We start from the raw sequence: 21,827 nt of genomic DNA, 5'->3' as shown, positions 1-21,827 counted from the left end.
CGGTCTGGACGCCTTCGGCGGCGACACGATCTGGGTGGTGCTGCTCAAGGCAGTGCTCATCTTCGTCGTGCTCGTGCTGCTGACGCTCTTCAACATCTGGTTCGAGCGCCGCGTGGTGGCGCGGATGCAGCACCGGATCGGGCCCAACAAGAACGGTCCGTTCGGCCTGTTGCAGAGCCTCGCCGACGGCGTGAAGCTGGCGCTGAAGGAGGACATCGTCCCGAAGGCCGCCGACAAGGTGGTCTTCGTGATCGCGCCGGTCATCTGCGTCGTGCCGGCGTTCGTGACGTTCGCGGTGATCCCGTTCGGGCCGGAGGTGACGATCCCGTTCACCGACACGGTGACGCCGCTGCAGCTCACCGACATGCCCGTCGCGGTGCTGTTCGTGATGGCGATCGCCTCGATCGGCATCTACGGCATCGTGCTCGGCGGGTGGTCGAGCGGCTCGACGTACTCGCTGCTCGGCGGCCTCCGCTCGAGCGCGCAGATGATCTCCTACGAGGTCGCGATGGGCCTGGCGCTCGTCAGCGTGTTCCTCTACGCGGGCTCGGCCTCGACGTCGGAGATCGTGGAGGCCCAGGCGGACGGCTGGTGGTACGCGTTCACCATGGCGCCCGCGTTCGTCGTCTACGTGATCGCCATGGTCGGCGAGACCAACCGGGCGCCCTTCGACCTCCCCGAGGCGGAGGGCGAGCTGGTGGGCGGCTTCCACACCGAGTACAGCTCGCTGAAGTTCGCCCTGTTCTTCCTCGCGGAGTACATCAACATGGTCACCGTCTCCGCGCTCGCCACGACGCTGTTCCTCGGCGGCTGGCTCGCCCCCTTCGGCCTCGGCCACGTCTGGGAGGGCGCGAACGAGGGCTACTGGCCGGCGCTGTGGTTCTTCGGCAAGGTCTTCCTCTTCATGTTCCTGTTCGTCTGGCTGCGCGGCACGCTGCCGCGGATGCGCTACGACCAGTTCATGGACTTCGGCTGGAAGCGCCTCATCCCGGTGGCGCTCGGCTGGGTCGTGCTCGCCGCGATCGTGCGGCTCGCCATCAACGACCGGGTGGTCGACCAGGGCCCGCTGCAGATCGGTGCGGTCGCCCTGGCGGTCGGGATCATCGCGTACGTCGTGGTGGTCGTGGTCTCGACCGAGCCCGCGGAGCCCGACCCCGACGTGCCCGCCCCGCACGCCGGCACCGGCAGCTACCCGGTGCCCCCGATGCCCGCGGGCGGTGCCGTGCGCGGCGCGGCCGCCCCGCTGACGTTCACCTCCGCGCCCGGCCCCGTGCAGGCCGGCGTGGTCGAGGAGGAGGCACGATGACGCTCAAGGAGCAGCTCTGGGACCCGGTCGCCGGGTTCGGGGTCACCTTCCGCACGATGTTCCGGAAGGTGGTGACCGAGGACTACCCGACGGAGAAGAAGCCCACCGCTCCCCGCTTCCACGGCCGCCACCAGCTCAACCGGTGGCCCGACGGGCTCGAGAAGTGCGTGGGGTGCGAGCTCTGCGCGTGGGCGTGCCCCGCCGACGCGATCTACGTCGAGGGTGCCTCCAACACCGAGGACGAGCGCTACTCGCCGGGGGAGCGCTACGGCCGCGTCTACCAGATCAACTACCTGCGCTGCATCCTCTGCGGGCTCTGCATCGAGGCGTGCCCGACGCGGGCGCTGACGATGACGAACGAGTACGAGCTCGCCGACACCTCCCGCGAGGCGCTCATCTACGAGAAGTCGGACCTCCTGGCCCCGCTGCTGCCCGGCATGGAGCAGCCGCCGCACCCGATGCGGCTCGGCGAGGACGAGGGCGACTACTACCGCGGCTCCTTCAGCGAGCGGTACGCCGCGCCCGAGCCCGGGGCGGCCCGATGATCGCGTTCTGGGTGCTCGCCCCGATCATGGTCGCGGCGGCGCTCGGGGTGCTGTTCGTGCGCAAGGCGGTGCACGCGGCCCTGCTCCTCGCGGTCGTGATGATCAGCCTGGCCGTGCTCTACGCCGTGCTCGAGGCCCCGTTCCTCTTCGCGGTGCAGATCATCGTCTACACGGGCGCGATCATGATGCTGTTCCTCTTCGTGCTCATGCTGGTCGGCGTCGACGCCTCCGACTCGGTCGTGGAGACCATCCGGGGCCAGCGCGTCCTGGCCGTGGTCGTCGGCGGCACCTTCGCGCTGCTGCTCGGGCTGCTGCTGGGCCAGGCGAGCCTCGGCGCCGCCTCCGGGCTCGGCGACGCCAACGCCGGCGGCAACATCGAGGGCCTCGCCCAGGTGCTGTTCTCCCGCTACGTGCTGGCCTTCGAGGCCACCGCCGCGCTCCTCATCACCGCTGCCCTCGGCGCGATGGTGCTCGCCCACCGGGAGCGCCTGACCCCGCGGGAGAGCCAGGCCGACCGGGCCCGCGCCCGCGTGCGGGCGTACGGCGCGGAGGGCGCCCACCTCGGACCCGAGCCCGCCCCGGGCGTCTACGCCCGGCACAACGCCGTCGACACCCCGGCCCTGCTGCCCGACGGCACGCCGGCCGCGAGCTCCGTGCCCGGGATCATCGTGGCGCGGGGCACCGGGCGGCGCGCCCCGGCGTACCGCGACGTCGAGGACGTCGTCGGCACCCTCGCGGGGCCGCGGGCGGACGCGACCGAGGAGACCCACGCCGAGGACACGCCCCCGGCCGACGGGCGGGGCGCGTGATGGACGACCTGACCCCGTTCCTCGTCCTCTCGGCGATCCTCTTCAGCATCGGCTGCGTCGGCGTGCTCGTGCGGCGCAACGCGATCGTCGTGTTCATGTGCGTCGAGCTCATGCTCAACGCCTCCAACCTGGCGTTCGTCGTGTTCGCGAAGCAGCACGGCAACCTCGACGGCCAGGTCGCCGCCTTCTTCGTGATGGTGGTCGCCGCCGCCGAGGTGGTCGTCGGGCTCGCGATCATCATGACCATCTTCCGCTCGCGCCGGTCGGCCTCGGTCGACGACGCCAGCCTGCTGAAGCTCTAGGGGAAGGGCGACGTGAACCTCTCGTCACAGACGCTCCTGCTGGCCGCGGCCGAGGGGCACCACGAGGTGCCGGTGGTCGACCCGTCCGCCGCCGACGGCGTCTTCACGCTCCTCGGCCTCGTGATCGGCCTGCCCCTGCTGGGCGCCGTCGTGCTCCTCGTCGGCGGTCGGCGCACCGACCGCTGGGGCCACCTCCTCGGCACCGCCACCGTGGCCGGCTCGTTCGTGCTCGCGGTGCTGCTCTTCGTGGCGCTCCTCGGTCGGGGGGAGGGCGAGCGGCAGGTCACGCAGCACCTGTGGACCTGGGTGGACGTCGGGTCCTACCAGGTGGGCATGGACCTGCTCTACGACCCGCTCTCCGCGCTGTTCCTCCTGCTCATCACCGGCGTGAGCACGCTGATCCACGTCTACTCGATCGGCTACATGGCCCACGACGAGCGGCGGCGCCGGTTCTTCGGCTACCTCAACCTCTTCGTCGCGGCCATGCTCATGCTGGTGCTGGCGGCCGACTACCTGGGCGTCTTCCTCGGCTGGGAGGGCGTGGGGCTCGCGTCGTACCTGCTCATCGGGTTCTGGCAGCACAAGCCGTCCGCGGCGGCCGCCGCGAAGAAGGCGTTCGTCATCAACCGCGTCGGCGACATCGGCATGAGCCTCGCGATCATGCTGATGTTCGTCACCTTCGGCACGACGGCGTTCGTCGGCGTGAGCCAGGCGGCGGGCGAGGCCGGCGAGCAGACGATGACCTGGATCGGCCTGCTGCTCCTGCTCGGCGCCTGCGGCAAGTCGGCCCAGGTGCCGCTGCAGGCCTGGCTGCTCGACGCGATGGAGGGTCCGACGCCCGTGTCGGCGCTCATCCACGCGGCGACCATGGTGACGGCGGGCGTCTACCTGGTGACGCGGTCGAGCTTCGTGTTCGAGAACGCCCCGGTCGCGCAGACCGCGGTCGTCGTCGTCGCCTGCGTGACGCTGCTCTGGGGTGCGGTGATCGGGTGCGCGAAGGACGACATCAAGAAGGTGCTGGCCGGCTCCACGATGAGCCAGATCGGCTACATGATGCTGGCCGCGGGCCTCGGTCCGGCGGGCTACGCCTTCGCGATCTTCCACCTCATCACCCACGGCTTCTTCAAGGCCACCATGTTCCTGGGCGCCGGCTCGGTGATGCACGGGACGAACGACGACGTGGACATGCGGCACTACGGCGCGCTGCGGACGGCCATGCCGGTCACGTTCGTGACCTTCGCGATGGGCTACCTCGCGATCATCGGCTTCCCCGGGTTCTCCGGCTTCTGGAGCAAGGACAAGATCATCGAGGCGGCGATCGCCGAGAACTACGTCGTGGGCGCGGCAGCGCTCGTCGGCGCCGGCGTGACGGCGTTCTACATGACGCGCCTGATGCTGATGACGTTCTTCGGCGAGAAGCGCTGGGAGCCCGACGTGCACCCGCACGAGTCGCCGAAGGTGATGACGGTGCCGCTCGTCGTGCTGGCCGCGCTGAGCGTGCTCGGTGGCGTGCTGCTGCTCGGCGACTGGATCACCGACTGGCTGACGCCGGTCGTCGGCCCGGTGGAGCACCACGAGCTGGCCGTGCCGGTCATCGTCGTCACGCTGCTCGTCACCGCCGTGGTCGCCGTCGGCGTGGGGGTCGCGGTGCTCCTCGTCGGACGCCGGGAGATCCCGCGCGAGGCGCCGACCGACGTCTCGTTCGTGACCCGCGCGGCGCGGGCGGACCTCTACGGCGACGCCATCAACGACGGGCTGGTGGTCGCGCCGGGCGCGGCCCTGGTGCGCGGGCTGGTCGTCGTCGACGACCGCGCCGTCGACGGAGCCGTCGAGGGCGGCTCGGGCGGGATCGCGGCGCTCGCCTCGGTGCTGCGCCGGGCGCAGAACGGATACGTCCGCACGTACGCGCTCTCGGTGCTCCTCGGCGCCGTGATCGTCGTCCTGGCCATGGTGGCGGTGACCTGGTGATGCTGACCTCGCTCGTCGTCGTCCCCTTCGTGGGGGCGCTCCTCGTGATCGCCGCCGGGCGGCTCGCCCCGGGTGCGGGGAGCACCGCCCGCTGGGTCGCGCTCGGCGGTTCCCTCGTGACCCTCGCCGTCGCGCTGGGCGTGCTCGCGTCGTACGACCTCGACGGGTCGGGGATGCAGCTCACCGAGTCCTCCGCGTGGATCGAGCCGCTGGGCGTGCACTGGGCGCTCGGCGTCGACGGGCTCGCGCTCGTCCTCGTGCTGCTCACCGCCGTGCTCGTGCCGGTGGTGCTGGTGGCCGAGTGGCGCACGGGGGAGCCGGGCGACGGCATCCCGGCGCCCGGGGACCCCGACGGCACCGACCACCGCGACCGGCGCGCCACCTTCGGCGCCTGGGTGCTCCTGCTCGAGGCGGCGGCGCTCGCGGTCTTCCTCGCCACGGACGTCTTCCTCTTCTACGTCGTGTTCGAGGCGACGCTCATCCCGGCGTACTTCCTCATCGGCGGCTTCGGCGGCACGGAGCGGGGCCGGGCGGCGACGAAGTTCCTCGTCTACCAGCTGGCGGGCGGCCTCGTCATGCTGATGAGCGTCGTGGGGCTCTACGTGGTCGCGACCCAGCAGGGCCCCGCGTCCTACCTGGTCTCCGACCTCGCCGCCCTCGACCTCGGGGTGGTGGAGGGCCGCTGGCTGTTCCTCGGCTTCTTCGTGGCCTTCGCGGTGAAGGCGCCGCTGTTCCCGGTGCACACCTGGCTGGCCGACACGACGCAGACGGCGACGACGGGCACGAGCGTGCTGCTCATCTGCGTGCTCGACAAGATCGGCACCTACGCGATGATCCGCTTCTGCCTGGGGCTCTTCCCCGAGGCGTCGACGTGGGCGACGCCCGTCGTGGTGACGCTGGCGTTGATCTCGATCGTGTACGGCGCGCTCATCGCCATCGGTCAGGACGACCTGCTCCGGCTGGTCGGCCTCACGTCGCTGTCCCACTTCGGGTTCATCGTGCTGGGCATCTTCGTCCTCACCGACCAGGGCCACACCGGCGCGATCCTCTACATGGTCAACCACGGCCTGGCGACGGCGGCGCTGTTCCTCGTCGCCGGCTTCGCGGTGCGGCGCGCGGGCACGGCGTCGATCAGCGCGATGGGCGGCATGGAGAAGGCCGCGCCGGTGCTCGCCGGGTTGTTCCTCGTGGCCGGCATGGCGACGCTCGGGCTGCCGGGCCTCGCCCCGTTCGTCTCCGAGTTCCTGGTGACGCTCGCTGCCTTCGACTACGCCTGGTGGGTCGGCGCGATCGCCGTCACCGGCATCGTGTGGGCGGCGATCTACGTGCTGTGGGCCTACCAGCGCTCGATGACCGGGCCGCCGCGGCCGGTGCCGGGGGTCGAGGGCGAGAGCCTCGACCACGCCGGGGCCGGGGGCGATCCGCGCGTCATCGGCGACCTCACGACCCGCGAGGTCGGCGTGCTGGTGCCGCTCGTCGTGGCGCTCGTCGGGTTCGGCTTCTTCCCGAGCCTGCTCACCGACGTCATCGAGCCGACGACCACGCAGGTGCTGGAGCAGGTCGCCAGCGCCCTGCCCGCTGCCGAGGGAGGCAACTGATGGAGTTCACCGCCCCCGAGATCGACTGGCTGCTCGTCTCGCCGCTGCTGGCGGTGTTCGCGGCCGCGCTCGTCGGCATCCTCGTCGAGGCCTTCACGCCCCGCGCGCTGCGGCGGCCGGTCCAGGCCGGGATCGCCGGGACCGGCCTGCTGGCGGCGCTCGTGCTCACCGTGGTCGTGGCGCTCGAGCTGCCGTCGCAGGGCGGCGGCGCGGCGCACGGGGAGGTCACGGTCACCGGTGCGGTGGTCGTCGACGGCCCCGCGGTCTTCCTCTGGGGGCTCCTCGCGCTCGTGGCGGTCGGCGGTCTCGCGCTCTTCACGGAGCGCCGGGTCGACGCGGGCCTCCCGGTGTTCGCCGGGCAGGCGTCGGTGCCGCCGGGCGCCGACCTGGGGAGCGGTCCGGGGATCGGCACCGGGGGCGCCGGGGAGACGCCGGGCGACGGGGGCGCACCCGCGTCGTACGACCGCTGGGAGCACACCGAGGTCTACCCCCTGCTGACGTTCGCGGTCGCCGGGATGATGCTCTTCGCCGCGGCGGGGGACCTGCTCACGATGTTCGTGGCGCTGGAGATCCTGTCGCTGCCGCTCTACCTGCTGTGCGGCCTCGGCCGCCGTCGTCGCCTGCTGAGCCAGGAGGCGGCGATGAAGTACTTCCTCCTCGGCGCCTTCTCCTCCGGGTTCTTCGTCTACGGCGCGGCGCTGCTCTACGGCTACTCCGGCACGCTGAGCCTCGCCGGCATCGCGGCCGCCGTCGGCGCGGGCGGCGGTCCGACGGTGCTGCTGCTCGCGGGCGTGGCGCTCGTGATGGTCGCCCTGCTCTTCAAGGTCGGCGCCGTGCCCTTCCACGCGTGGACCCCGGACGTCTACCAGGGCGCCCCGACGCCGGTCACCGCGTTCATGGCGGCGGCGACCAAGATCGCGGCCTTCGGCGCGGTCCTGCGGTTCCTGTACGTCGCGGTCGGCGACGCCCGCTGGGACTGGGCGCCGCTCGTGTGGGTCGTCGCGATCCTCACGATGCTCGGCGGTGTCGTGCTGGCGGTCGGCCAGAGCGACATCAAGCGGCTGCTGGCCTACTCGTCCATCGCCCACACCGGCTTCCTGCTGACCGGCGTGCTCGGCCTCCAGGGCGCGGACGAGCTGGGCGTCGACCAGGTGTCCTCGTTGCAGGCGGTGCTGTTCTACCTGGCGACGTACGGCGTCGCGACCGTCGGCATCTTCGCGGTCACGACGCTCGTGCGGGACGCGGGCGGCGAGGCGAGCGGTGTCGACCGCTGGTCGGGTCTCGGGCGCACGTCCCCGCTGGTCGCGGGCGCGTTCGCCGTGTTCCTGCTCAGCCTGGCCGGGATCCCGCTCACCTCCGGCTTCGTCGCCAAGTGGTCGGTGTTCGCGTCGGCGGCCGGCGCGGGGGCGTGGCCGGTGGTGGCCGTGGCCATCACGTCGAGCATCGTGGCGGTCTACTTCTACGTGCGGCACATCGTCACGATGTTCTTCGCCGACCCGCCCGCGGACCCGCCGGCCGTCGTCGTCCCGTCGCCCGCGACGAGCGTCACGATCGGCGTCGCGCTGCTCGCGACGGTGGCGCTCGGCGTGGTGCCGGGCCCCTTGCTCGAGCTCGCGGGGGATGCGGGATCATTCCTCAGGTGAGCTCGAACACCGGCGGCCTGGCCCTTCCCGTCACCGACCCCGCGCTGGCGCAGCGGCTCAACGCGCGCCTCGCGGACGTGGAGACGGCGCTGGCCGCGCACGTGCGGGGGAGCGCCCCCTTCGTGTCCGAGGCGGCGGCGCACCTCATGGCGGCCGGGGGCAAGCGGTTCCGTCCCCTGCTGGTGCTGCTGGCCGCCGAGGTGGGCAAGGACCCGGGGGCGCCCGAGGTCGAGCGGGCCGCCTGCGTGGTGGAGCTGACCCACCTGGCCTCGCTCTACCACGACGACGTCATGGACGAGGCGCTCCTGCGCCGCGGGGCCGACTCCGCCAACGCGCGGTGGGACAACCTCGTCGCGATCCTCACCGGCGACTTCCTCTTCGCGCGCTCCTCCGAGCTCACGGCGGACCTCGGTCCCGAGGCGGTCCGCATCCAGGCGCAGACCTTCGCGCGGCTCGTCGAGGGCCAGATCCTCGAGACGGTGCCGCCGGGCGACGGCGTCGACCCGGTCGAGCACCACCTGGCCGTCGTGGCCGGCAAGACCGGCTCGCTCATCGCGACCTCGGCCCGCTACGGCGCGATGTTCGCCGGCGCGCCGGTCGAGGTGGTGGACGCGCTGACGGCGTACGGCGAGATCGTCGGCGCCGCCTTCCAGCTGTCCGACGACATCCTCGACATCGCCTCCGACTCGACCGAGTCCGGCAAGACGCCCGGCACCGACCTCAAGGAGGGCGTGCCGACGCTGCCCGTGCTGCTCGTGGCGCGGTCGACGGACCCGGCCGACGCCCGGCTGCAGGAGCTGCTCGACCCGCGTCGTACGGACCTCGCCGCCGACGACGCGCTCCACGCGGAGGCGCTCGGCCTCCTGCGGGCGCACCCGGCGCTCACCGAGGCGCGGGCGTACGTCGTCGCGCGCGCCACCGAGGCCAAGGAGCGTCTCGCGGTGCTGCCGGCCGGCCCCGTGCGCGACGCCCTGGAGGCGTTCGCCGACGTGGTGGCGACGCGCACGGCCTGATCGGGTCCGCTCGTTTCGGTTGACCCCCACCCAGCGGACCCCGCTAGGCTCGACACCGCTGTGGAAGCCAGCTCGGGAGGGAATCCACGTGGGTGTCGTCTTCTGGCCGGTCTGGGCCGCCATCGTCGTCGTCGGGATCGTCTGCCTGCTGCTGGTCGGGCTCACGCTGCTCGGCGGGTCTCGCTCGGCCGGCCTGACCGCGGCGCGGCTCCCGCTGCTGGGGGCCGCCGCGACCGGTCTCGGCGCCGCGATCCCGCTGGCCGTCGCCCGCAGCGGCGCGGAGGGCGGAGCCGGTCTCCTCATCGCCTGCGTCACCACCGCCGCCGTCGTCGCGGCGTTCGTCGGCCTGGCCGTGGCGCAGGCGAACCGCGCGCCCGGCGGGGCCTGACCCTTCGCGATGCCACGGCCTGATCGGGTCCGCCGAGCGGGGGTGGGACTCAGGCCTTCCAGACCACCGCGACGCCGGGCCGCGGGTAGCGGTGGGTGTGCGGCCACAGGCCGATGGGCTCGGCGAACGTGCCGCCCTCGCCCGGGTGCTGCACGGCCACCCACACGGTGCGGTCGCCGTGCGTGATGAGCGGGCCGCAGGCCTCCGCGCCGATCGGGGTCGTCAGGAACGACTCGACCTTGCCGCGGTGGGGGCCGTCGACGGGCACGCGGAAGATGCCGTCGTTGGAGCCGATCACGTTGCCGTCGGTGGAGACCCAGAGGTTGCCCCTGGAGTCGAAGGCGACGTTGTCGGGGCAGCTGATCGGGCTGACCTTGTCCTTCGGGTAGCCCGCGAAGTAGGTCTCCGGCGCGGCCGGGTCGCCGCAGACCAGCAGCAGGCGCCACACGAACGTGCCGCCGGTGTGGCCGCCGACCGGCTGCATCTCGAGCACGTAGCCGTTGCGGTTGCCCGAGGCGGCCGTCAGCTCGGCGCCCGGCGCGGAGCGCACCATCGAGCGCGTGACGGGGTTGGCCTCGTCGGCCGGGTAGCTGCTGCCGCGGTTGGAGTTGTTGGTGAGGGCGGCGTACACGCGGCCGTTCACCGGGTTGGGCTCGACGTCCTCGGGACGGTCCATGCGGGTCGGGCCCATCTTGTCCGCCGCGAGACGGGTGTCGATGAGCACGTCGGCGACGCTCATGCCGGGCACGTTGCTGACCGTGTCGGTGCACAGCAGGATCCACTGCCCGGTGCCGTCCCAGACGCCGTCCTCGAGCCCGTCGCCGGTCAGCCTCGCGACGTAGAGCGCGCCCTTGCTCAGCAGCTGCTTGTTGTGGCGCCGCGACGCGGCGTCGGTGCCCGAGCGGTAGGTGTCCGTGGAGATGAACCGGTAGAGGTAGTCGCCCCGCTCGTCGTCGCCCATGTAGGCCACGACCTTCTTGTTGGGCGCGATCGCGATGTTGGCGCCCTCGTGCTTGAAGCGGCCCAGCATCGTGTGCTTCACCGGCGGCTCGTCGGGCGCCAGCGGGTCGACCTCGACGATCCAGCCGAAGCGGTTCGGCTCGTTCGGTTCCTTGGCGAGGTCGAAGCGGTCCCAGGTCTGGTACCAGCCCCGCTCGCTGCTGGCGGAGATGCCGTAGCGGCGGTACGACGCGGCGTGGGTCGCGGGGATCGCGCCGGCGGTGCCGAAGTACTGGTTGAAGTTCTCCTCGCCGGAGAGCACCGTGCCCCACGGCGTGGTGCCGCCGGCGCAGTTGTTGAGGGTGCCGAGGACGCGCTTGCCCGTCGGGTCGGCGGACGTCTTCAGCCGGTCGTGCCCGGCGGCGGGGCCGTCGACGACGAACGGCGTCTCGCCCGTGATGCGGCGGTTGTAGCGGACGTTGCTGCTCGCGCTGCGCACCCAGTGACCGGCGGTCGCGGTCGGGCGCTCGACGGCGAGCACGCTCATGCCGTGCGACATGAGCGCGATCCGACGGATCTCCTCGGCGGTGTACTCGCCGGCCGGGAACATGACCTCCTCGTTGGTGTACTCGTGGTTGCACACGAGGAGGGCCTTCGTCGTCGACAGGCTGATGACGCCGACGTAGTCGTTGTTGTAGCCGAACTGCTGCGCAGCGGCCTCGGGCGTCTGGCGGTAGACGTCGAAGGCCGGCGCCCCGGGGACGACCGGGTCGCCCCACGCGGCGACCACGTTGAGCCGGTAGCCGGCCGGCACCGTGAGGGCGTCACGGCGGTTCGGGGCCACGGGCGTGAAGGGGTCGGTGGAGACCTGCTTGCCGGGCACCGCGCCCGCGGGGGATGCTCCCGCGTCGTACCCGCCGGCGGCGGCCGCCGAGGTGGTCGCGAAGCCGCCGAGCACCATCGCACCGGCACCGGCGGCGGCGCCGCCGAGCACGGTACGGCGCGCGATCGCGGCGCGGATGACGTCCTGGACGTGCTCGTTGCCCGACGTGTTGGGCTCCGGGTGGTCGCAGGCGTTGCCGCAGCGGTAGAGGCAGGTGGCCCAGCTGCGGTTGCCGTGCGGTCCGCCCTGCGTCCGGAGCAGGGGCAGGAGGCGTCGGGGTGCGGTCGGGGCGGTCGGCTCGCCGTCGGTCACGGCGGAAGAGGGCGGGGTGGTCCCGTCGAGGTGCGTCATGGGGGCGTCGCTCCTTGCTGGCACGCGCGCCACGGAGGTCGTGACGGCTCCGCGGCAACGTAGGAGGAGTGCCTCCGTGGTGGACGAACCCGGGTCGACGCCCGGGTGAACGGCCGCCGTCGCTAGGACGCGGTGGTGGCCCGCGCCGTCAGCCGAGCCTGGCGGCGCCCCTGGGTCACCATCTCGCCGGTGAACACGGCGAGCGCGCACCACACGAGCACGAACCCGATCCACCGCGTCGCCGGCATGTCCTCGCCGAACCACACGAGCGCGAGCACGAACTGGAAGGTCGGCGCCAGGTACTGCAGCAGCCCCAGCACGACCATCGGCACCCGTGTCGCCGCACCCCCGAAGAGCAGCAGGGGGAGGGCGGTGATGATCCCGAGCCCGGCGAACAGCGCGACCTGTCCCGGGCCCTCGGTGGCGAAGACCGCGGCGCCGGTCGCGCCCAGCCACACGACGTACGCCCCCGCGAAGGGGACGAGCAGCACCGTCTCGACGGCGAGGCTCTCGACGGCGCCGACGTCGGCCGTCTTCTTGACGAGGCCGTAGGTGCCGAAGCTGAGGGCCAGCAGGACGGCCACGAACGGGAGCCGTCCGTAGTCCACGGTCAGCACCACGACGGCCACCCCCGCGAGCGCCAGCGCGGCCCACTGGGCCCTCCGGAGGCGCTCGCCCAGCACGAGCACGCCCATGAGCACCGTGACGAGGGGGTTCACGAAGTAGCCGAGCGACGTCTCCAGGACGTGTCCCGAGTTCACGCCGTAGATGAAGGTCGCCCAGTTGACGCTGATGGTGAGGGACGCGACCACGAGCAGGGCGAGGGTACGGCGCGACGCCAGCACCGCGCGCACGGCGGCGGTCCGGCGCAGCACGACCACGAGACCGACCATCACGACCGTCGACCACAGCACGCGGTGGGCCAGGATCTCGAACGGGCCGGCGGGCTCCAGCAGCGGGAAGTAGAGGGGGAAGACGCCCCAGAGCGCGTAGGCGCCCGCGCCCATCGCGAACCCGGCGCGCGCGTCGCGGCTGGTCACCGCTCGATCCTAGACCGCGAGACCCATGTCCATCAGGTGGACAAAGCAGAGCGATAGAGCCAAGTTGCCTAGTCTTCTCGACATTGTTCAGCGACCGCCCCGAACCGGTCCGCCCGAAAGGTCCCCGAGATGCCCCTGCCCTCCGTCCGCCGCCGCACGTTCCTGGCCGGCTCCGTCGCCACGACCCTCGCCGTGACGCTCGCGGGCTGCGCCAGCGCCGGCGGCGGCGGGGGTGACGACGACAACCGGTTCTTCATCGTGGGCTTCGCGGTCCCCGAGGCCGCCAACGACGCCATCTTCGAGAAGTTCCAGGAGACGCCCGAGGGCGAGGGCCTCGAGCTGTCGGGCTCCTACGGCGCGTCGGGCGACCAGAGCCGCGCCGTCGTCAACGGCGCCCAGGCCGACTACGTGCACTTCTCCCTCGAGGGCGACGTCACCCGGCTCGTCGACGCCGACCTCGTGGCCGACGACTGGAACTCAGGCCCGACGCAGGGCATCGTCTCCAGCTCGGTCGCCGTCCTCGTCGTCGAGGAGGGCAACCCGCTCGGCATCACGGGCTGGGACGACCTGACCCGCGACGACGTGCAGGTGGTCACCGCCGACCCGGCCTCGTCGGGCGCGGCGCGCTGGAACATCCTCGCGGCGTACGGCGCGCAGATCGCCGCCGGCAAGTCCGAGGCCGAGGCGGAGGACTACATGGTCGAGCTCTTCGACCACGTCTCCACCTGGGCCGGCAGCGGCCGCGAGGCGACCGAGGCCTTCGAGAACGGTCTCGGCAACGTGCTCATCAGCTACGAGAACGAGGCGATCCTGACGCGCCAGCAGGGCCGAAGCTACGACTACATCGTCCCGGACAGCACGCTGCTCATCGAGAACCCGGGCGCGATCCTGAAGGACGCCAACCCGGCCGCGCAGGACTGGCTCGACTTCGTGCTCTCGGAGGAGGGCCAGACGGAGTTCGTGCGCAAGGGCTTCCGCCCGGTCGGCGACGTCGACATCGACGTGGAGGTCGAGGGCGCCAACGACCCGTCCGACCCGTTCCCGACGCCGACGAACCTCCTGACGATCGCCGACGACTTCGGCGGCTGGTCCGCCACGAACGAGAAGTGGTTCGACGAGGGCGCGCTCTACGAGCAGCTCCGGGCCCGGTGACGCACGCGTGAGCGCGACCTCCACGGCTCGGCGAGCACGACCGCCGCGCCAGCTGCGTGCCTCCGACCGGCTCGGTCCGGGCTCGGGGCTGGGCCTCGGCCTGTTGATGCTGTGGTTCAGCGTCCTGGTGCTCCTGCCCCTCGCCGCCGTCGTGGTCACCGCGACGGAGGGGGGCTGGAGCACGTTCGTGTCCGTCGTCTCCGAGCCCGACACGCGCTCGGCGCTCCTGCTGACCGTGGGCGAGGCCCTCGGAGTCGCGCTCGTCAACGCGGTCGTCGGCACGGTCATCGCGTGGGTGCTGGTGCGCGACGACTTCCGGGGCAAGCGCCTGCTCGAGGTCGTCATCGACGTGCCCTTCGCGCTGCCGACGATCGTGGCCGGCCTCGTGCTGCTGAGCCTCTACGGCCCGCGCAGCCCGATCGGCGTCAACGTGGTCGGCACCCGCACGGGCATCTTCCTCGCCCTGCTCTTCGTCACGCTGCCGTTCGTCGTGCGCACGGTGCAGCCGGTGCTCGCCGAGCTCGACGCGGAGGTCGAGGAGGCGGCGGCGTCGCTGGGGGCCAACCAGGCCACGATCCTGCGCCGCATCATCCTGCCGAGCCTGGTGCCCGCCATCACGGCCGGCACGTCGCTCGCGTTCGCCCGCGCGATCTCCGAGTTCGGCTCGCTCGTGCTCATCGCCGGCAACAAGGCGGGGGAGACCGAGGTGGCCTCGTTGCGGATCCTCAAGTACATCGAGGGCGACTACTACGAGAAGGCGGCGGTCGTGGCCTTCATCCTGCTGCTCGTCTCGGCGTTGGTGATCGTCGCGCTCGACGTCGTCTCGCGGAGGGTGGCGGTCCGTGGCTGACTCCCGGCTCATCCGCTCCCGGCGCGGCCCGGTCACCTACGTGCTCCGGGTGCTCGTCGTGCTCTACCTGTTCCTGCTCGTCGCGTGGCCGGTCTCGCTGGTCGCGGACCGGGCGTTCCGGGCGACGGGCACCCACGAGGGCGGCGTGGGTCCGTTCCTCGAGCGGCTCACCGACCCGGCGACGGTCTACGCCTTCAACCTGACGATCACGGTGGCCATCTGGGCGGTCATCGCCAACACGGTCTTCGGCGTCGGCATCTCGCTGCTGCTGGTGCGCTACCGGTTCGTCGGCCGGCGGGTGCTCTCCGTGCTCGTCGACCTGCCGCTCAGCGTGTCGCCCGTCGTCGTCGGTCTCGCGCTCGTCCTGGCCTACAGCTCCACGCAGGGCTGGTTCGGCGGCACCCTGGAGACCATCGGCATCCAGGTCATCTTCTCGACACCGGGCCTCATCCTCGCCACGGCGTTCGTGAGCCTCCCGCTCGTGGTGCGGGAGGTGGTGCCGGTGCTGGAGGAGATCGGCACCGACGCCGAGCAGGCCGCGCGGTCGCTCGGAGCGAACGGTCGCCAGGTCTTCCGGCGCATCACGCTGCCGTCGATCAAGTGGGCGGTCGTGTACGGCGTCGTCCTCACCTCTGCCCGCTCCCTCGGCGAGTTCGGGGCGGTGAAGATCGTCAGCTCGGGCGCGGAGTTCCGCGGCGAGACGGCGACCCTGTTCGTCCACAACCACTACCAGGCGTTCGACGAGCCCGCGGCGTACGCCGCCGCCCTCGTGCTCGTCCTGATCTCGATCATCGCGCTCGTGGTGGTCACCTACCTGCGTCCGAAGGAGGAGCGCGCATGAGCATCGAGGTGCGTGGCGTCACCAAGAAGTACGGCGACTTCGTCGCCCTCGACGACGTGAGCGTGTCGATCCCGACGGGTCAGCTGACGGCGCTCCTGGGGCCCTCCGGCGGCGGCAAGTCCACGCTGCTGCGGATCATCGCCGGGCTCGAGGTCGCCGACGGCGGCACCGTCGAGATCGAGGGCACGGACGCGACGGCGCTGCCCCCGCAGCGGCGCAACGTCGGCTTCGTGTTCCAGCACTACGCGGCCTTCAAGCACATGACGGTGGCGAAGAACGTCGCCTTCGGCCTCGAGATCCGCAAGCGGCCCAAGGCCGAGGTCAAGGCGAAGGTGCACGAGCTGCTCGAGCTCGTCCACCTCGAGCAGTTCGCCGACCGGTTGCCCTCGCAGCTCTCGGGCGGCCAGCGCCAGCGCATGGCGCTCGCCCGGGCGCTCGCGGTCGAGCCGTCGGTGCTCCTGCTCGACGAGCCCTTCGGCGCGCTCGACGCGAAGGTCCGCAAGGAGCTGCGCGACTGGCTGCGCCGGCTGCACGACGAGGTGCACGTGACGACCGTGTTCGTGACGCACGACCAGGAGGAGGCCCTCGAGGTCGCCGACGAGATCGTCGTCATCAACGGCGGTCGGATCGAGCAGGTCGGCAGCCCCGACGACCTCTACGACGCCCCCGCCAACGACTTCGTCATGGGCTTCCTGGGCGAGGTCACCGTGCTCGACGGTCACCTCATCCGCCCCCACGACGTCGTCGTCCACACCCTCCCGGCCGCGGCCGGCGCGGGCGCGGTGCGGGGCGAGGTCGTCCGGATCACCCGGGTGGGCTTCGAGGTGCGCGTCGCGGTCCGGCCGGAGGCCGCGCCGGAGGCGGACGAGGTCGTCGTGACGCTCACGCGCACCTTTGCGCGGTCGCTCGGCCTCGAGGTGGGCTCGACGGTGTGGCTGGAGCCGGAGGACGGGGCCCGCGTGGTGCCCGTGCCCCGCGCCGTACCCGTCGGCACCCTCGGTGCCGCCGACCCGACCGAGCCGAGCGAGGTCCCCGTCGCCTGACCCGTTGCGTCGAGTTGTTGGGGGGGGCCGCGGGCCGCCCGCCGGGGGGGGGCCCCAGGCGGCGAGTTTTGGCCCCGTAGCCCGGGCCCGCCGCGGGGCCGGGTACAACTCGACGCGCTCAGCCCACCACCGCCGCCACGACCTCCACGGCGCCGAGGGTGAGGACGGCGAGGGCGAGGAGCAGGGGTACGGCGCCGCCCCGGCGCTCCACCGGACGATCGAGCACCCGCCGGGCGAGGAGCACGGTCGCGGCGAAGAGCGCCGCCAACGCGGCACCGACGACCGCGACGGGACCGAGGGAGCCCACGGCGAGCCGGCCGATCACGACGGCGGCGACCGCCAACGACAGCGCGGTGCGCTGCCAGGCCAGCGAGGTCCGCTCCGGTGCCGCGCTGTCGGCCGTGTAGCTCACCGGGGGCTCACAGCGACGCCAGCACGACCACGCTCGCGGCCACGAGGCCGAGTGCGACGAGCACCCCCAGCGGCGAGCCCGGCAGCGGTGCGCTCAGGCGCAGCGCGCGCTCGGTGCGTGCCCAGCGCCCCCACGACGCGACGGCGCAGACGACCCCGAGCACCACGAGGAGCACCGCCAGCGGCGTACGCACCCCGTCGTCGAGACCCAGGTCGACCGCGTCCACGGCGACGCCGCCCGCGACGAAGGCCAGCGACGTGCGGATCCACGCGAGGAACGTGCGCTCGTTGGCGAGGCTGAACCGGGGGTCCGGCTCGTCGCCGACCCCGTAGACCCACCCGGGCCAGCGGGAGCGCGACGTGGACATGGCCCCACGCTAGGTCGCGGCCGCGCGCGCCGGCATCCGGGGCGGACCGACTAGTCAACTACGCCCGGTGCAGAAACGGCGGGCACCTGCGTTCGTGCCCGATCGGCTGGGTTCGTGTGGGAGACTTCTTTTGATCGATCAAACACGGCAGAGGAGTACGGCGAGATGCGCTACGTGGCAGCCGGCACGGCCCCGTTCCGGAAGACCCTCGTCGGGGTCGGCCTCGCCGGGGCGTTCGCCCTCTTCGCGCTGGTGGCGTTCGTCGCGGCGATCCTGTCCGCGACCCTCGACCTCGCCCGGCGCTGATCCCGGCGCGCTCAGCGCGCCAGCGCGTCCTCGACCGCGTCGTACAGGTCGCCCACGGTCTCCGGCTGCACCAGCCGCCCGTCGACGTAGAACGTCGGCGTGCCCTGCACGTCGAGGCTGAGCCCGTCGTCGACGTCGCGCTGCACCCGTGCGGCCACGTCCGCGGAGGCGACGTCCGCGTCGTACTGCGCCATGTCGAGCCCCAGGTCCGCCGCGTAGGACCGGAACAGCTCGTCCTTCGGGTCGTCCTGCTCGCCCCACGCGGGCTGCGTCTCGTAGAGGCGGTCGACCATCGCTTCGAGCTGGCCCTGCCGGGCCGCGGCCTCGGCTGCGAGCGCGGCGGGCTCGGCGTTGGCGTGGCCGGACAGGGGGAAGTAGCGCAGCACGAAGGTGACCTCGCCGGCGTGGTCCTCGCGGAGCTGCTCGACGACGGGGTACGCCGCGCGGCAGGCCTCGCACTCGAAGTCGAGGAACTCCACGAACGTCACCCCGCTCGAGCCCTCCTCCCCGAGCACGTGGCTGTCCTCGCGCACCAGGGCCGAGGGGCGGGAGGTGTCGACCTGCTCGGTGGGCGTCGTGCGGTCCTGCAGCGTCGTCGCGAGCACGAGCGCCCCCACGAGGAGCACGAGGACGGCTCCGACGACGAGGGCGATGCGGGTCGGGGCGGTCATGCCTCCAGTCTGCGGGGCGGGCTACCGTCCGACCCGTGAGGGGTGTCGTGGCGGGCCTGGAGCGCCACCAGGTCGCGATCTACCTCCTCGCGATCGTGGTGGCGGGCCTCGGCGGGCTGCTGCTCCCCGGCGCTGCGGTGCTCGACGTCGCGATCGAGCCCGTGCTGGGTCTGCTGCTGTTCGCGACGTTCCTCGGCGTACCGTTCGGGACCCTCGGGCCGGCCCTCCGCGACGGCCGCTTCCTGCTCGCCCTGCTGCTGCTCAACTTCGTGCTGGTGCCGGTGGTGGTGGGCGTGCTCAGCCGGTTCGTCGCCGCCGACCGGGCCGTGCTGGTGGGCGTGCTGCTCGTGCTGCTGGCGCCGTGCATCGACTACGTCATCGTGTTCGCGGGCCTCGCCGGCGCGGCCGCCGAACGTCTGCTGGCCGCCGCGCCGCTGCTGATGCTGGCGCAGGCGGCGCTGCTGCCGGCGTACCTCTGGCTGTTCGTCGGCCCCGACGTCGCCGACGTGGTGGCGGCCGGGCCGTTCCTGCACGCGCTGCTGGTGCTCGTCGTGCTGCCGCTCGTCGCGGCCGTGCTGGTGCAGCTCGCGGCGCGCCGGGGGCGCGCGGGTCGGATGGTCATGGAGGTCGCCGCGGCTGCCATGGTCCCGCTGATGGCGGCGACGCTCGCGGTCGTGGTGGCCTCCCAGGTCGCCGGCATCGCGGGCGGGCGCCTGGCGACGCTCCTCGCCGTGGTTCCCGTGTACGTCGCGTTCCTCGTCGTCATGGCACCGCTCGGCGCCGTCGTGGCCCGGGTGGCCGGGCTCGACGCCCCCGCCGCGCGGGCGCTGGTGTTCAGCGGCGCGACGCGGAACTCGCTCGTCGTGCTGCCGCTGGCCCTGGCGCTGCCGGAGGCCTACGCCGTCGCGGCGCTCGTCGTCGTCACGCAGATGCTGGTGGAGCTCGTGGGGATGGTGGCCTACGTGCGGCTCGTGCCGCGGCTGGTGCCGCTCACGCGGCGGTGAACACCTCGCCGTTGCGGGGCATGCCGGGCAGGGCGCTCGCGTGCGGTTCCTTCGCGTAGCTCGCGAACGGCGCGTCGATCTCCCCGGTGCAGGTGACGGCGGGCCACGCGAGCGGCAAGCCCGCGGCGGCGTCGACGTGCGCGCGGTCCATGAGGTGGACGTGCAGGTGGGGCATCGAGGTGTTGCCGGTGTTGCCGACCCGGCCGAGCTCGGTCCCGATTGCGACGCGCTCGCCGACCCGCACCGTCGCCGACCCCTGCCGCAGGTGCGCGTACGCCGCGACCGTGCCGTCGTCGTGCTGCACGAGCACGTGGTTGCCGAGCACCCCCCGGGTGCCGACGACCTCGCGCAGCACCCCCTCGAGGGTGAGCATGAAGAGGAGGCCCTGCCAGGTGTCGCGGGCGCGGTGGTCGCGCTGGCGGTCGGTGGCGGCGACGACGACGCCCGCCGCCATGGCGAGCACCGGGGCGTCGAACCCGGGGTACCGCTCGGGCCGCGTGCCGCGCAGCCCGAACCGGACGAGGGGCGGGGTGTCCGGCGTCGAGCGCCCGCAGAGGTCGACCGCGCACAGCTGCCCGCGGGTGCGGGTGCCGTGGCTCGGGACCCGCTGGCCGGGACTGTTCACGGCCGTCCACGCGCCGCGGACCGGGGGCGCCAGCTCCACCGGCGGGCGGGGTGCGGCGGTGGGCGCGACGTTCATGAGGAACGAGAGCGCCACGATCGCCACGATGACGGCGGCCACCGTGGCGAACCCGCCGGGCAGCACGCCGTCCCCGGGCACGACGTCCAGCACCGCGCTCAGCACGTCCACCACCATCAGCACGAACAGGACGGCCAGCAGCCGCGCCCACACGACCCTCGCCCCCGCGATCCCTCGCACCACCGTCGGGCCCCCTCCCTCGACGTACGTCCCGCCAGCCAAGCAGGGCGCACCAACCGGCGTCAGCGTCCGCCGCCCCGGCCGTTCCCGCCGCCGTTCCCGCCGCCGTTCCCGCCGCTGCCGCGGCCGTTGCTGCCGCCGTTCCCGTTCCCGCTGTTGTTGCCGGGCCCCGCGTTGGGGTTGCCGCTGTTGGCCGCGCCGTTGCTCCCGGGGGTCGGCGCGGGCGTCTGCGCCACGGTGGGCGCCGAGGTCGCCGGCGCCGCGGGGGGCGTCGCTACGGGCTCGGAGGTCGGCGACGGGGCGGTCGTCGTCACCTGCTCCGCGGTGGCCTCGGGCGTGGGGCTCTCCGGGGTCTCGTCGGCGACCTCGTCCTGGGGCGCCGTGGGAGTCGGCGCGGGTGCGGGATCGGCGTCGGAGTCGTCGAGGGTGACGACGAGCGCGACCACGGTCGCCGCGGCCGCGACGAGCAGGCCGGCGGCGGTCCGCACGCGCCGGGGTGACGCCGTACGCCGCGCAGCCGCGCTGCCCGGCTCCTCCGTCCGCGCGGGAGCAGCCCACGCCTGGGTCGCCTCGGCGACGACCACCGGTCCGGCCAGCGGGCCGAGCGACCGGGCGGCCTCCCGGGCGGCGAGGCTGCGGAGACGCTCGGCGACCTCGGCGGCGGCGGGTCGGTCGGTCGGGCGGCCGGCGGTCATCGCCCGCAGCAGCTCCACCCACGCGAGCTCGAGGCCGGCGGGCAGCTCGGGTGCCCGGGTGAGGCGGGCGAGGGCGGCCTCGGTGGCGGGGCCGGGGTAGCAGGCCTGGCCGGTCAGGGACTCGATGAGCCCCAGGCCCAGGGCGTAGACGTCGACGGCGCCGGTCAGGTCGCGCTCACCGCGCACCTGCTCGGGGGCGAGGTAGGCCGGCGAGCCCACGGTGGTGCCGGTGCGGGTGTGGTGGGCGGTCTCGCCGATGAGCCGGGCGATCCCGAAGTCGGTCAGCCAGACGCGACCGTCGGCGCGGACGAGGATGTTGCCCGGCTTCACGTCGCGGTGGACGATCCCGGCGGCGTGCACGTGGGCGAGCGCCGCAGCCACCTGGGCGCCCAGCCCGGCGACACGGGCGGGTGGGAGGGCCCCCGCCCGGCTCTCGGTGCGCAGGGTGTGGGCGTCGACGAGCTCCATGACCAGGTAGGGGCGCCCGTCGGCGACGCCGGAGCCGAGCACCGTCACGAGGTTCGGGTGGTCGAGCCCGGTCATGATCCGCGCCTCGTCCATGAACCGCGCGCGGTCCGCGTCGTCGAGACCGGCCTCGTGGAGCAGCTTGACGGCGACCTGTCCGCCGGTCGTCGTGTCGGTGGCGCGGTGCACCTCCGCCATGCCGCCGCGGCCGACGACCTCGTGGAGGGCGTAGCGCCCGTCGAGGAGCGGGCCGGCGGTGTCGGGCATGGAGGTCTCCTCGGCGGTGCGCCGGTGCCGTGCGCCGGTGTGGACAGGGGTGTTCGCGCAGGTGTCGCTAGTGGCCGCCCGGGGGCCTA

At 73.0% G+C, this 21,827-nt stretch carries 22 protein-coding genes; 15 read left to right on the top strand and 7 right to left on the bottom strand.

Annotation, left to right across the window (positions count from 1 at the left end; all coding sequences use genetic code 11):
- Nucleotides 1-4: 4 nt before the first annotated feature.
- The 9 genes from nuoH (at nt 5) to G3T38_RS05225 (ending at nt 9,572) form a co-directional block, all read left to right on the top strand.
- On the top strand, nt 5-1,306 hold the full coding sequence (nuoH, locus tag G3T38_RS05265) for an NADH-quinone oxidoreductase subunit NuoH (protein WP_174267684.1): 1,302 nt from the start codon (nt 5-7) through the stop codon (nt 1,304-1,306).
- On the top strand, nt 1,303-1,851 hold the full coding sequence (gene nuoI / locus G3T38_RS05260) for an NADH-quinone oxidoreductase subunit NuoI (RefSeq protein ID WP_163771060.1): 549 nt from the start codon (nt 1,303-1,305) through the stop codon (nt 1,849-1,851). Before nuoH ends, nuoI begins: the two co-directional genes overlap by 4 nt.
- On the top strand, nt 1,848-2,660 hold the full coding sequence (locus G3T38_RS05255; RefSeq protein WP_163771059.1) for an NADH-quinone oxidoreductase subunit J: 813 nt from the start codon (nt 1,848-1,850) through the stop codon (nt 2,658-2,660). Before nuoI ends, G3T38_RS05255 begins: the two co-directional genes overlap by 4 nt.
- The gene (nuoK, locus tag G3T38_RS05250) at nt 2,660-2,962 is read left to right on the top strand and encodes an NADH-quinone oxidoreductase subunit NuoK (RefSeq protein ID WP_174267669.1); all 303 of its coding nucleotides are present in this window, start codon (nt 2,660-2,662) and stop codon (nt 2,960-2,962) included. Before G3T38_RS05255 ends, nuoK begins: the two co-directional genes overlap by 1 nt.
- A 72-nt stretch (nt 2,963-3,034) precedes the next feature.
- The gene (nuoL, locus tag G3T38_RS05245; protein ID WP_163771303.1) at nt 3,035-4,930 is read left to right on the top strand and encodes an NADH-quinone oxidoreductase subunit L; all 1,896 of its coding nucleotides are present in this window, start codon (nt 3,035-3,037) and stop codon (nt 4,928-4,930) included.
- Entirely contained in the window at nt 4,930-6,528 is a 1,599-nt protein-coding gene (locus tag G3T38_RS05240; RefSeq protein ID WP_163771058.1) for an NADH-quinone oxidoreductase subunit M, read from the top strand. The genes nuoL and G3T38_RS05240 overlap by 1 nt, the downstream gene beginning before the upstream one ends.
- Nucleotides 6,528-8,171, top strand: a complete 1,644-nt coding sequence (gene nuoN, locus G3T38_RS05235; protein ID WP_163771057.1) for an NADH-quinone oxidoreductase subunit NuoN — start codon at nt 6,528-6,530, stop codon at nt 8,169-8,171. Before G3T38_RS05240 ends, nuoN begins: the two co-directional genes overlap by 1 nt.
- Nucleotides 8,168-9,184: a polyprenyl synthetase family protein gene (locus tag G3T38_RS05230; protein ID WP_163771056.1), complete on the top strand. Its 1,017-nt coding sequence runs from the start codon at nt 8,168-8,170 to the stop codon at nt 9,182-9,184. Before nuoN ends, G3T38_RS05230 begins: the two co-directional genes overlap by 4 nt.
- A gap of 88 nt (nt 9,185-9,272) precedes the next feature.
- Entirely contained in the window at nt 9,273-9,572 is a 300-nt protein-coding gene (locus tag G3T38_RS05225) for a hypothetical protein (protein ID WP_163771055.1), read from the top strand.
- A 49-nt stretch (nt 9,573-9,621) separates the two neighbouring features.
- On the opposite strand, the gene G3T38_RS05220 is transcribed toward G3T38_RS05225, so the two are convergent.
- Both G3T38_RS05220 and rarD read right to left on the bottom strand, forming a co-directional pair.
- Nucleotides 9,622-11,745 (bottom strand): PhoX family protein, encoded by a 2,124-nt coding sequence (locus G3T38_RS05220; protein WP_163771054.1) that lies wholly within the window; start codon nt 11,743-11,745, stop codon nt 9,622-9,624.
- Between the two features lie 122 nt (nt 11,746-11,867).
- A complete protein-coding gene (rarD, locus tag G3T38_RS05215) occupies nt 11,868-12,785 on the bottom strand; it encodes an EamA family transporter RarD (protein WP_338037479.1) in 918 nt (305 codons plus the stop codon).
- Nucleotides 12,786-12,914: 129 nt separating this feature from the next.
- Between rarD and G3T38_RS05210 the strand changes: the two genes are divergently transcribed.
- Genes G3T38_RS05210 through G3T38_RS05195 form a run of 4 tightly spaced genes read left to right on the top strand, consistent with a single transcriptional unit; the run spans nt 12,915 to nt 16,671 of the window.
- The gene (locus tag G3T38_RS05210) at nt 12,915-13,937 is read left to right on the top strand and encodes a substrate-binding domain-containing protein (RefSeq protein ID WP_163771053.1); all 1,023 of its coding nucleotides are present in this window, start codon (nt 12,915-12,917) and stop codon (nt 13,935-13,937) included.
- 7 nt (nt 13,938-13,944) lie between these two features.
- Nucleotides 13,945-14,787, top strand: coding sequence for a sulfate ABC transporter permease subunit CysT (gene cysT / locus G3T38_RS05205; RefSeq protein WP_163771052.1), 843 nt, complete (start codon nt 13,945-13,947; stop codon nt 14,785-14,787).
- Nucleotides 14,780-15,628, top strand: a complete 849-nt coding sequence (locus tag G3T38_RS05200; RefSeq protein WP_163771051.1) for a sulfate ABC transporter permease subunit — start codon at nt 14,780-14,782, stop codon at nt 15,626-15,628. Before cysT ends, G3T38_RS05200 begins: the two co-directional genes overlap by 8 nt.
- Nucleotides 15,625-16,671: a sulfate/molybdate ABC transporter ATP-binding protein gene (locus G3T38_RS05195; protein WP_163771050.1), complete on the top strand. Its 1,047-nt coding sequence runs from the start codon at nt 15,625-15,627 to the stop codon at nt 16,669-16,671. Before G3T38_RS05200 ends, G3T38_RS05195 begins: the two co-directional genes overlap by 4 nt.
- 118 nt (nt 16,672-16,789) lie before the next feature.
- Here G3T38_RS05195 and G3T38_RS05190 read toward each other — a convergent pair whose 3' ends face one another.
- On the bottom strand, nt 16,790-17,083 hold the full coding sequence (locus G3T38_RS05190) for a DUF202 domain-containing protein (protein WP_163771049.1): 294 nt from the start codon (nt 17,081-17,083) through the stop codon (nt 16,790-16,792).
- A 7-nt stretch (nt 17,084-17,090) separates the two neighbouring features.
- A complete protein-coding gene (locus G3T38_RS05185) occupies nt 17,091-17,450 on the bottom strand; it encodes a YidH family protein (protein WP_163771048.1) in 360 nt (119 codons plus the stop codon).
- A 165-nt stretch (nt 17,451-17,615) separates the two neighbouring features.
- On the opposite strand from G3T38_RS05185, the gene G3T38_RS05180 reads away from it, so the two are divergent.
- Complete coding sequence (locus tag G3T38_RS05180) at nt 17,616-17,756, top strand: hypothetical protein (protein ID WP_163771047.1); 141 nt, start codon at nt 17,616-17,618, stop codon at nt 17,754-17,756.
- 11 nt (nt 17,757-17,767) lie between these two features.
- Here G3T38_RS05180 and G3T38_RS05175 read toward each other — a convergent pair whose 3' ends face one another.
- Entirely contained in the window at nt 17,768-18,427 is a 660-nt protein-coding gene (locus tag G3T38_RS05175) for a DsbA family protein (protein WP_163771046.1), read from the bottom strand.
- A 35-nt stretch (nt 18,428-18,462) separates the two neighbouring features.
- On the opposite strand from G3T38_RS05175, the gene G3T38_RS05170 reads away from it, so the two are divergent.
- Nucleotides 18,463-19,431: a bile acid:sodium symporter gene (locus G3T38_RS05170; protein ID WP_338037478.1), complete on the top strand. Its 969-nt coding sequence runs from the start codon at nt 18,463-18,465 to the stop codon at nt 19,429-19,431.
- On the opposite strand, the gene G3T38_RS21420 is transcribed toward G3T38_RS05170, so the two are convergent.
- Nucleotides 19,418-20,314 carry a peptidoglycan DD-metalloendopeptidase family protein gene (locus G3T38_RS21420; protein WP_163771045.1) on the bottom strand — a complete coding sequence of 299 codons (897 nt, stop codon included), beginning with the start codon at nt 20,312-20,314 and terminating at the stop codon, nt 19,418-19,420. The two genes, G3T38_RS05170 and G3T38_RS21420, sit on opposite strands and share 14 nt — an antisense overlap.
- A gap of 59 nt (nt 20,315-20,373) precedes the next feature.
- Complete coding sequence (locus G3T38_RS22100; RefSeq protein ID WP_163771044.1) at nt 20,374-21,738, bottom strand: serine/threonine-protein kinase; 1,365 nt, start codon at nt 21,736-21,738, stop codon at nt 20,374-20,376.
- Between the last annotated feature and the right edge of the window lie 89 nt (nt 21,739-21,827).

The organism is Nocardioides zeae (genome assembly GCF_010686755.1).
GTDB lineage: Bacteria > Actinomycetota > Actinomycetes > Propionibacteriales > Nocardioidaceae > Nocardioides > Nocardioides zeae.
Note: the sequence above shows the minus strand (reverse complement) of the source record. Positions and strands in the feature narration are given on the sequence as shown.

Excerpts from the sequence above, each read along its gene's own strand:
- nuoI (WP_163771060.1), top strand. The coding sequence starts at position 1,303 with ATGACGCTCAAGGAGCAGCTCTGGGACCCGGTCGCCGGGTTCGGGGTC.
- G3T38_RS05255 (WP_163771059.1), top strand. The coding sequence starts at position 1,848 with ATGATCGCGTTCTGGGTGCTCGCCCCGATCATGGTCGCGGCGGCGCTC.
- nuoK (WP_174267669.1), top strand. The coding sequence starts at position 2,660 with ATGGACGACCTGACCCCGTTCCTCGTCCTCTCGGCGATCCTCTTCAGC.
- G3T38_RS05240 (WP_163771058.1), top strand. The coding sequence starts at position 4,930 with ATGCTGACCTCGCTCGTCGTCGTCCCCTTCGTGGGGGCGCTCCTCGTG.
- nuoN (WP_163771057.1), top strand. The coding sequence starts at position 6,528 with ATGGAGTTCACCGCCCCCGAGATCGACTGGCTGCTCGTCTCGCCGCTG.
- G3T38_RS05220 (WP_163771054.1), bottom strand. The coding sequence starts at position 11,745 with ATGACGCACCTCGACGGGACCACCCCGCCCTCTTCCGCCGTGACCGAC.
- G3T38_RS05210 (WP_163771053.1), top strand. The coding sequence starts at position 12,915 with ATGCCCCTGCCCTCCGTCCGCCGCCGCACGTTCCTGGCCGGCTCCGTC.
- G3T38_RS05195 (WP_163771050.1), top strand. The coding sequence starts at position 15,625 with ATGAGCATCGAGGTGCGTGGCGTCACCAAGAAGTACGGCGACTTCGTC.
- G3T38_RS05185 (WP_163771048.1), bottom strand. The coding sequence starts at position 17,450 with ATGTCCACGTCGCGCTCCCGCTGGCCCGGGTGGGTCTACGGGGTCGGC.
- G3T38_RS05180 (WP_163771047.1), top strand. The coding sequence starts at position 17,616 with ATGCGCTACGTGGCAGCCGGCACGGCCCCGTTCCGGAAGACCCTCGTC.
- G3T38_RS05175 (WP_163771046.1), bottom strand. The coding sequence starts at position 18,427 with ATGACCGCCCCGACCCGCATCGCCCTCGTCGTCGGAGCCGTCCTCGTG.
- G3T38_RS22100 (WP_163771044.1), bottom strand. The coding sequence starts at position 21,738 with ATGCCCGACACCGCCGGCCCGCTCCTCGACGGGCGCTACGCCCTCCAC.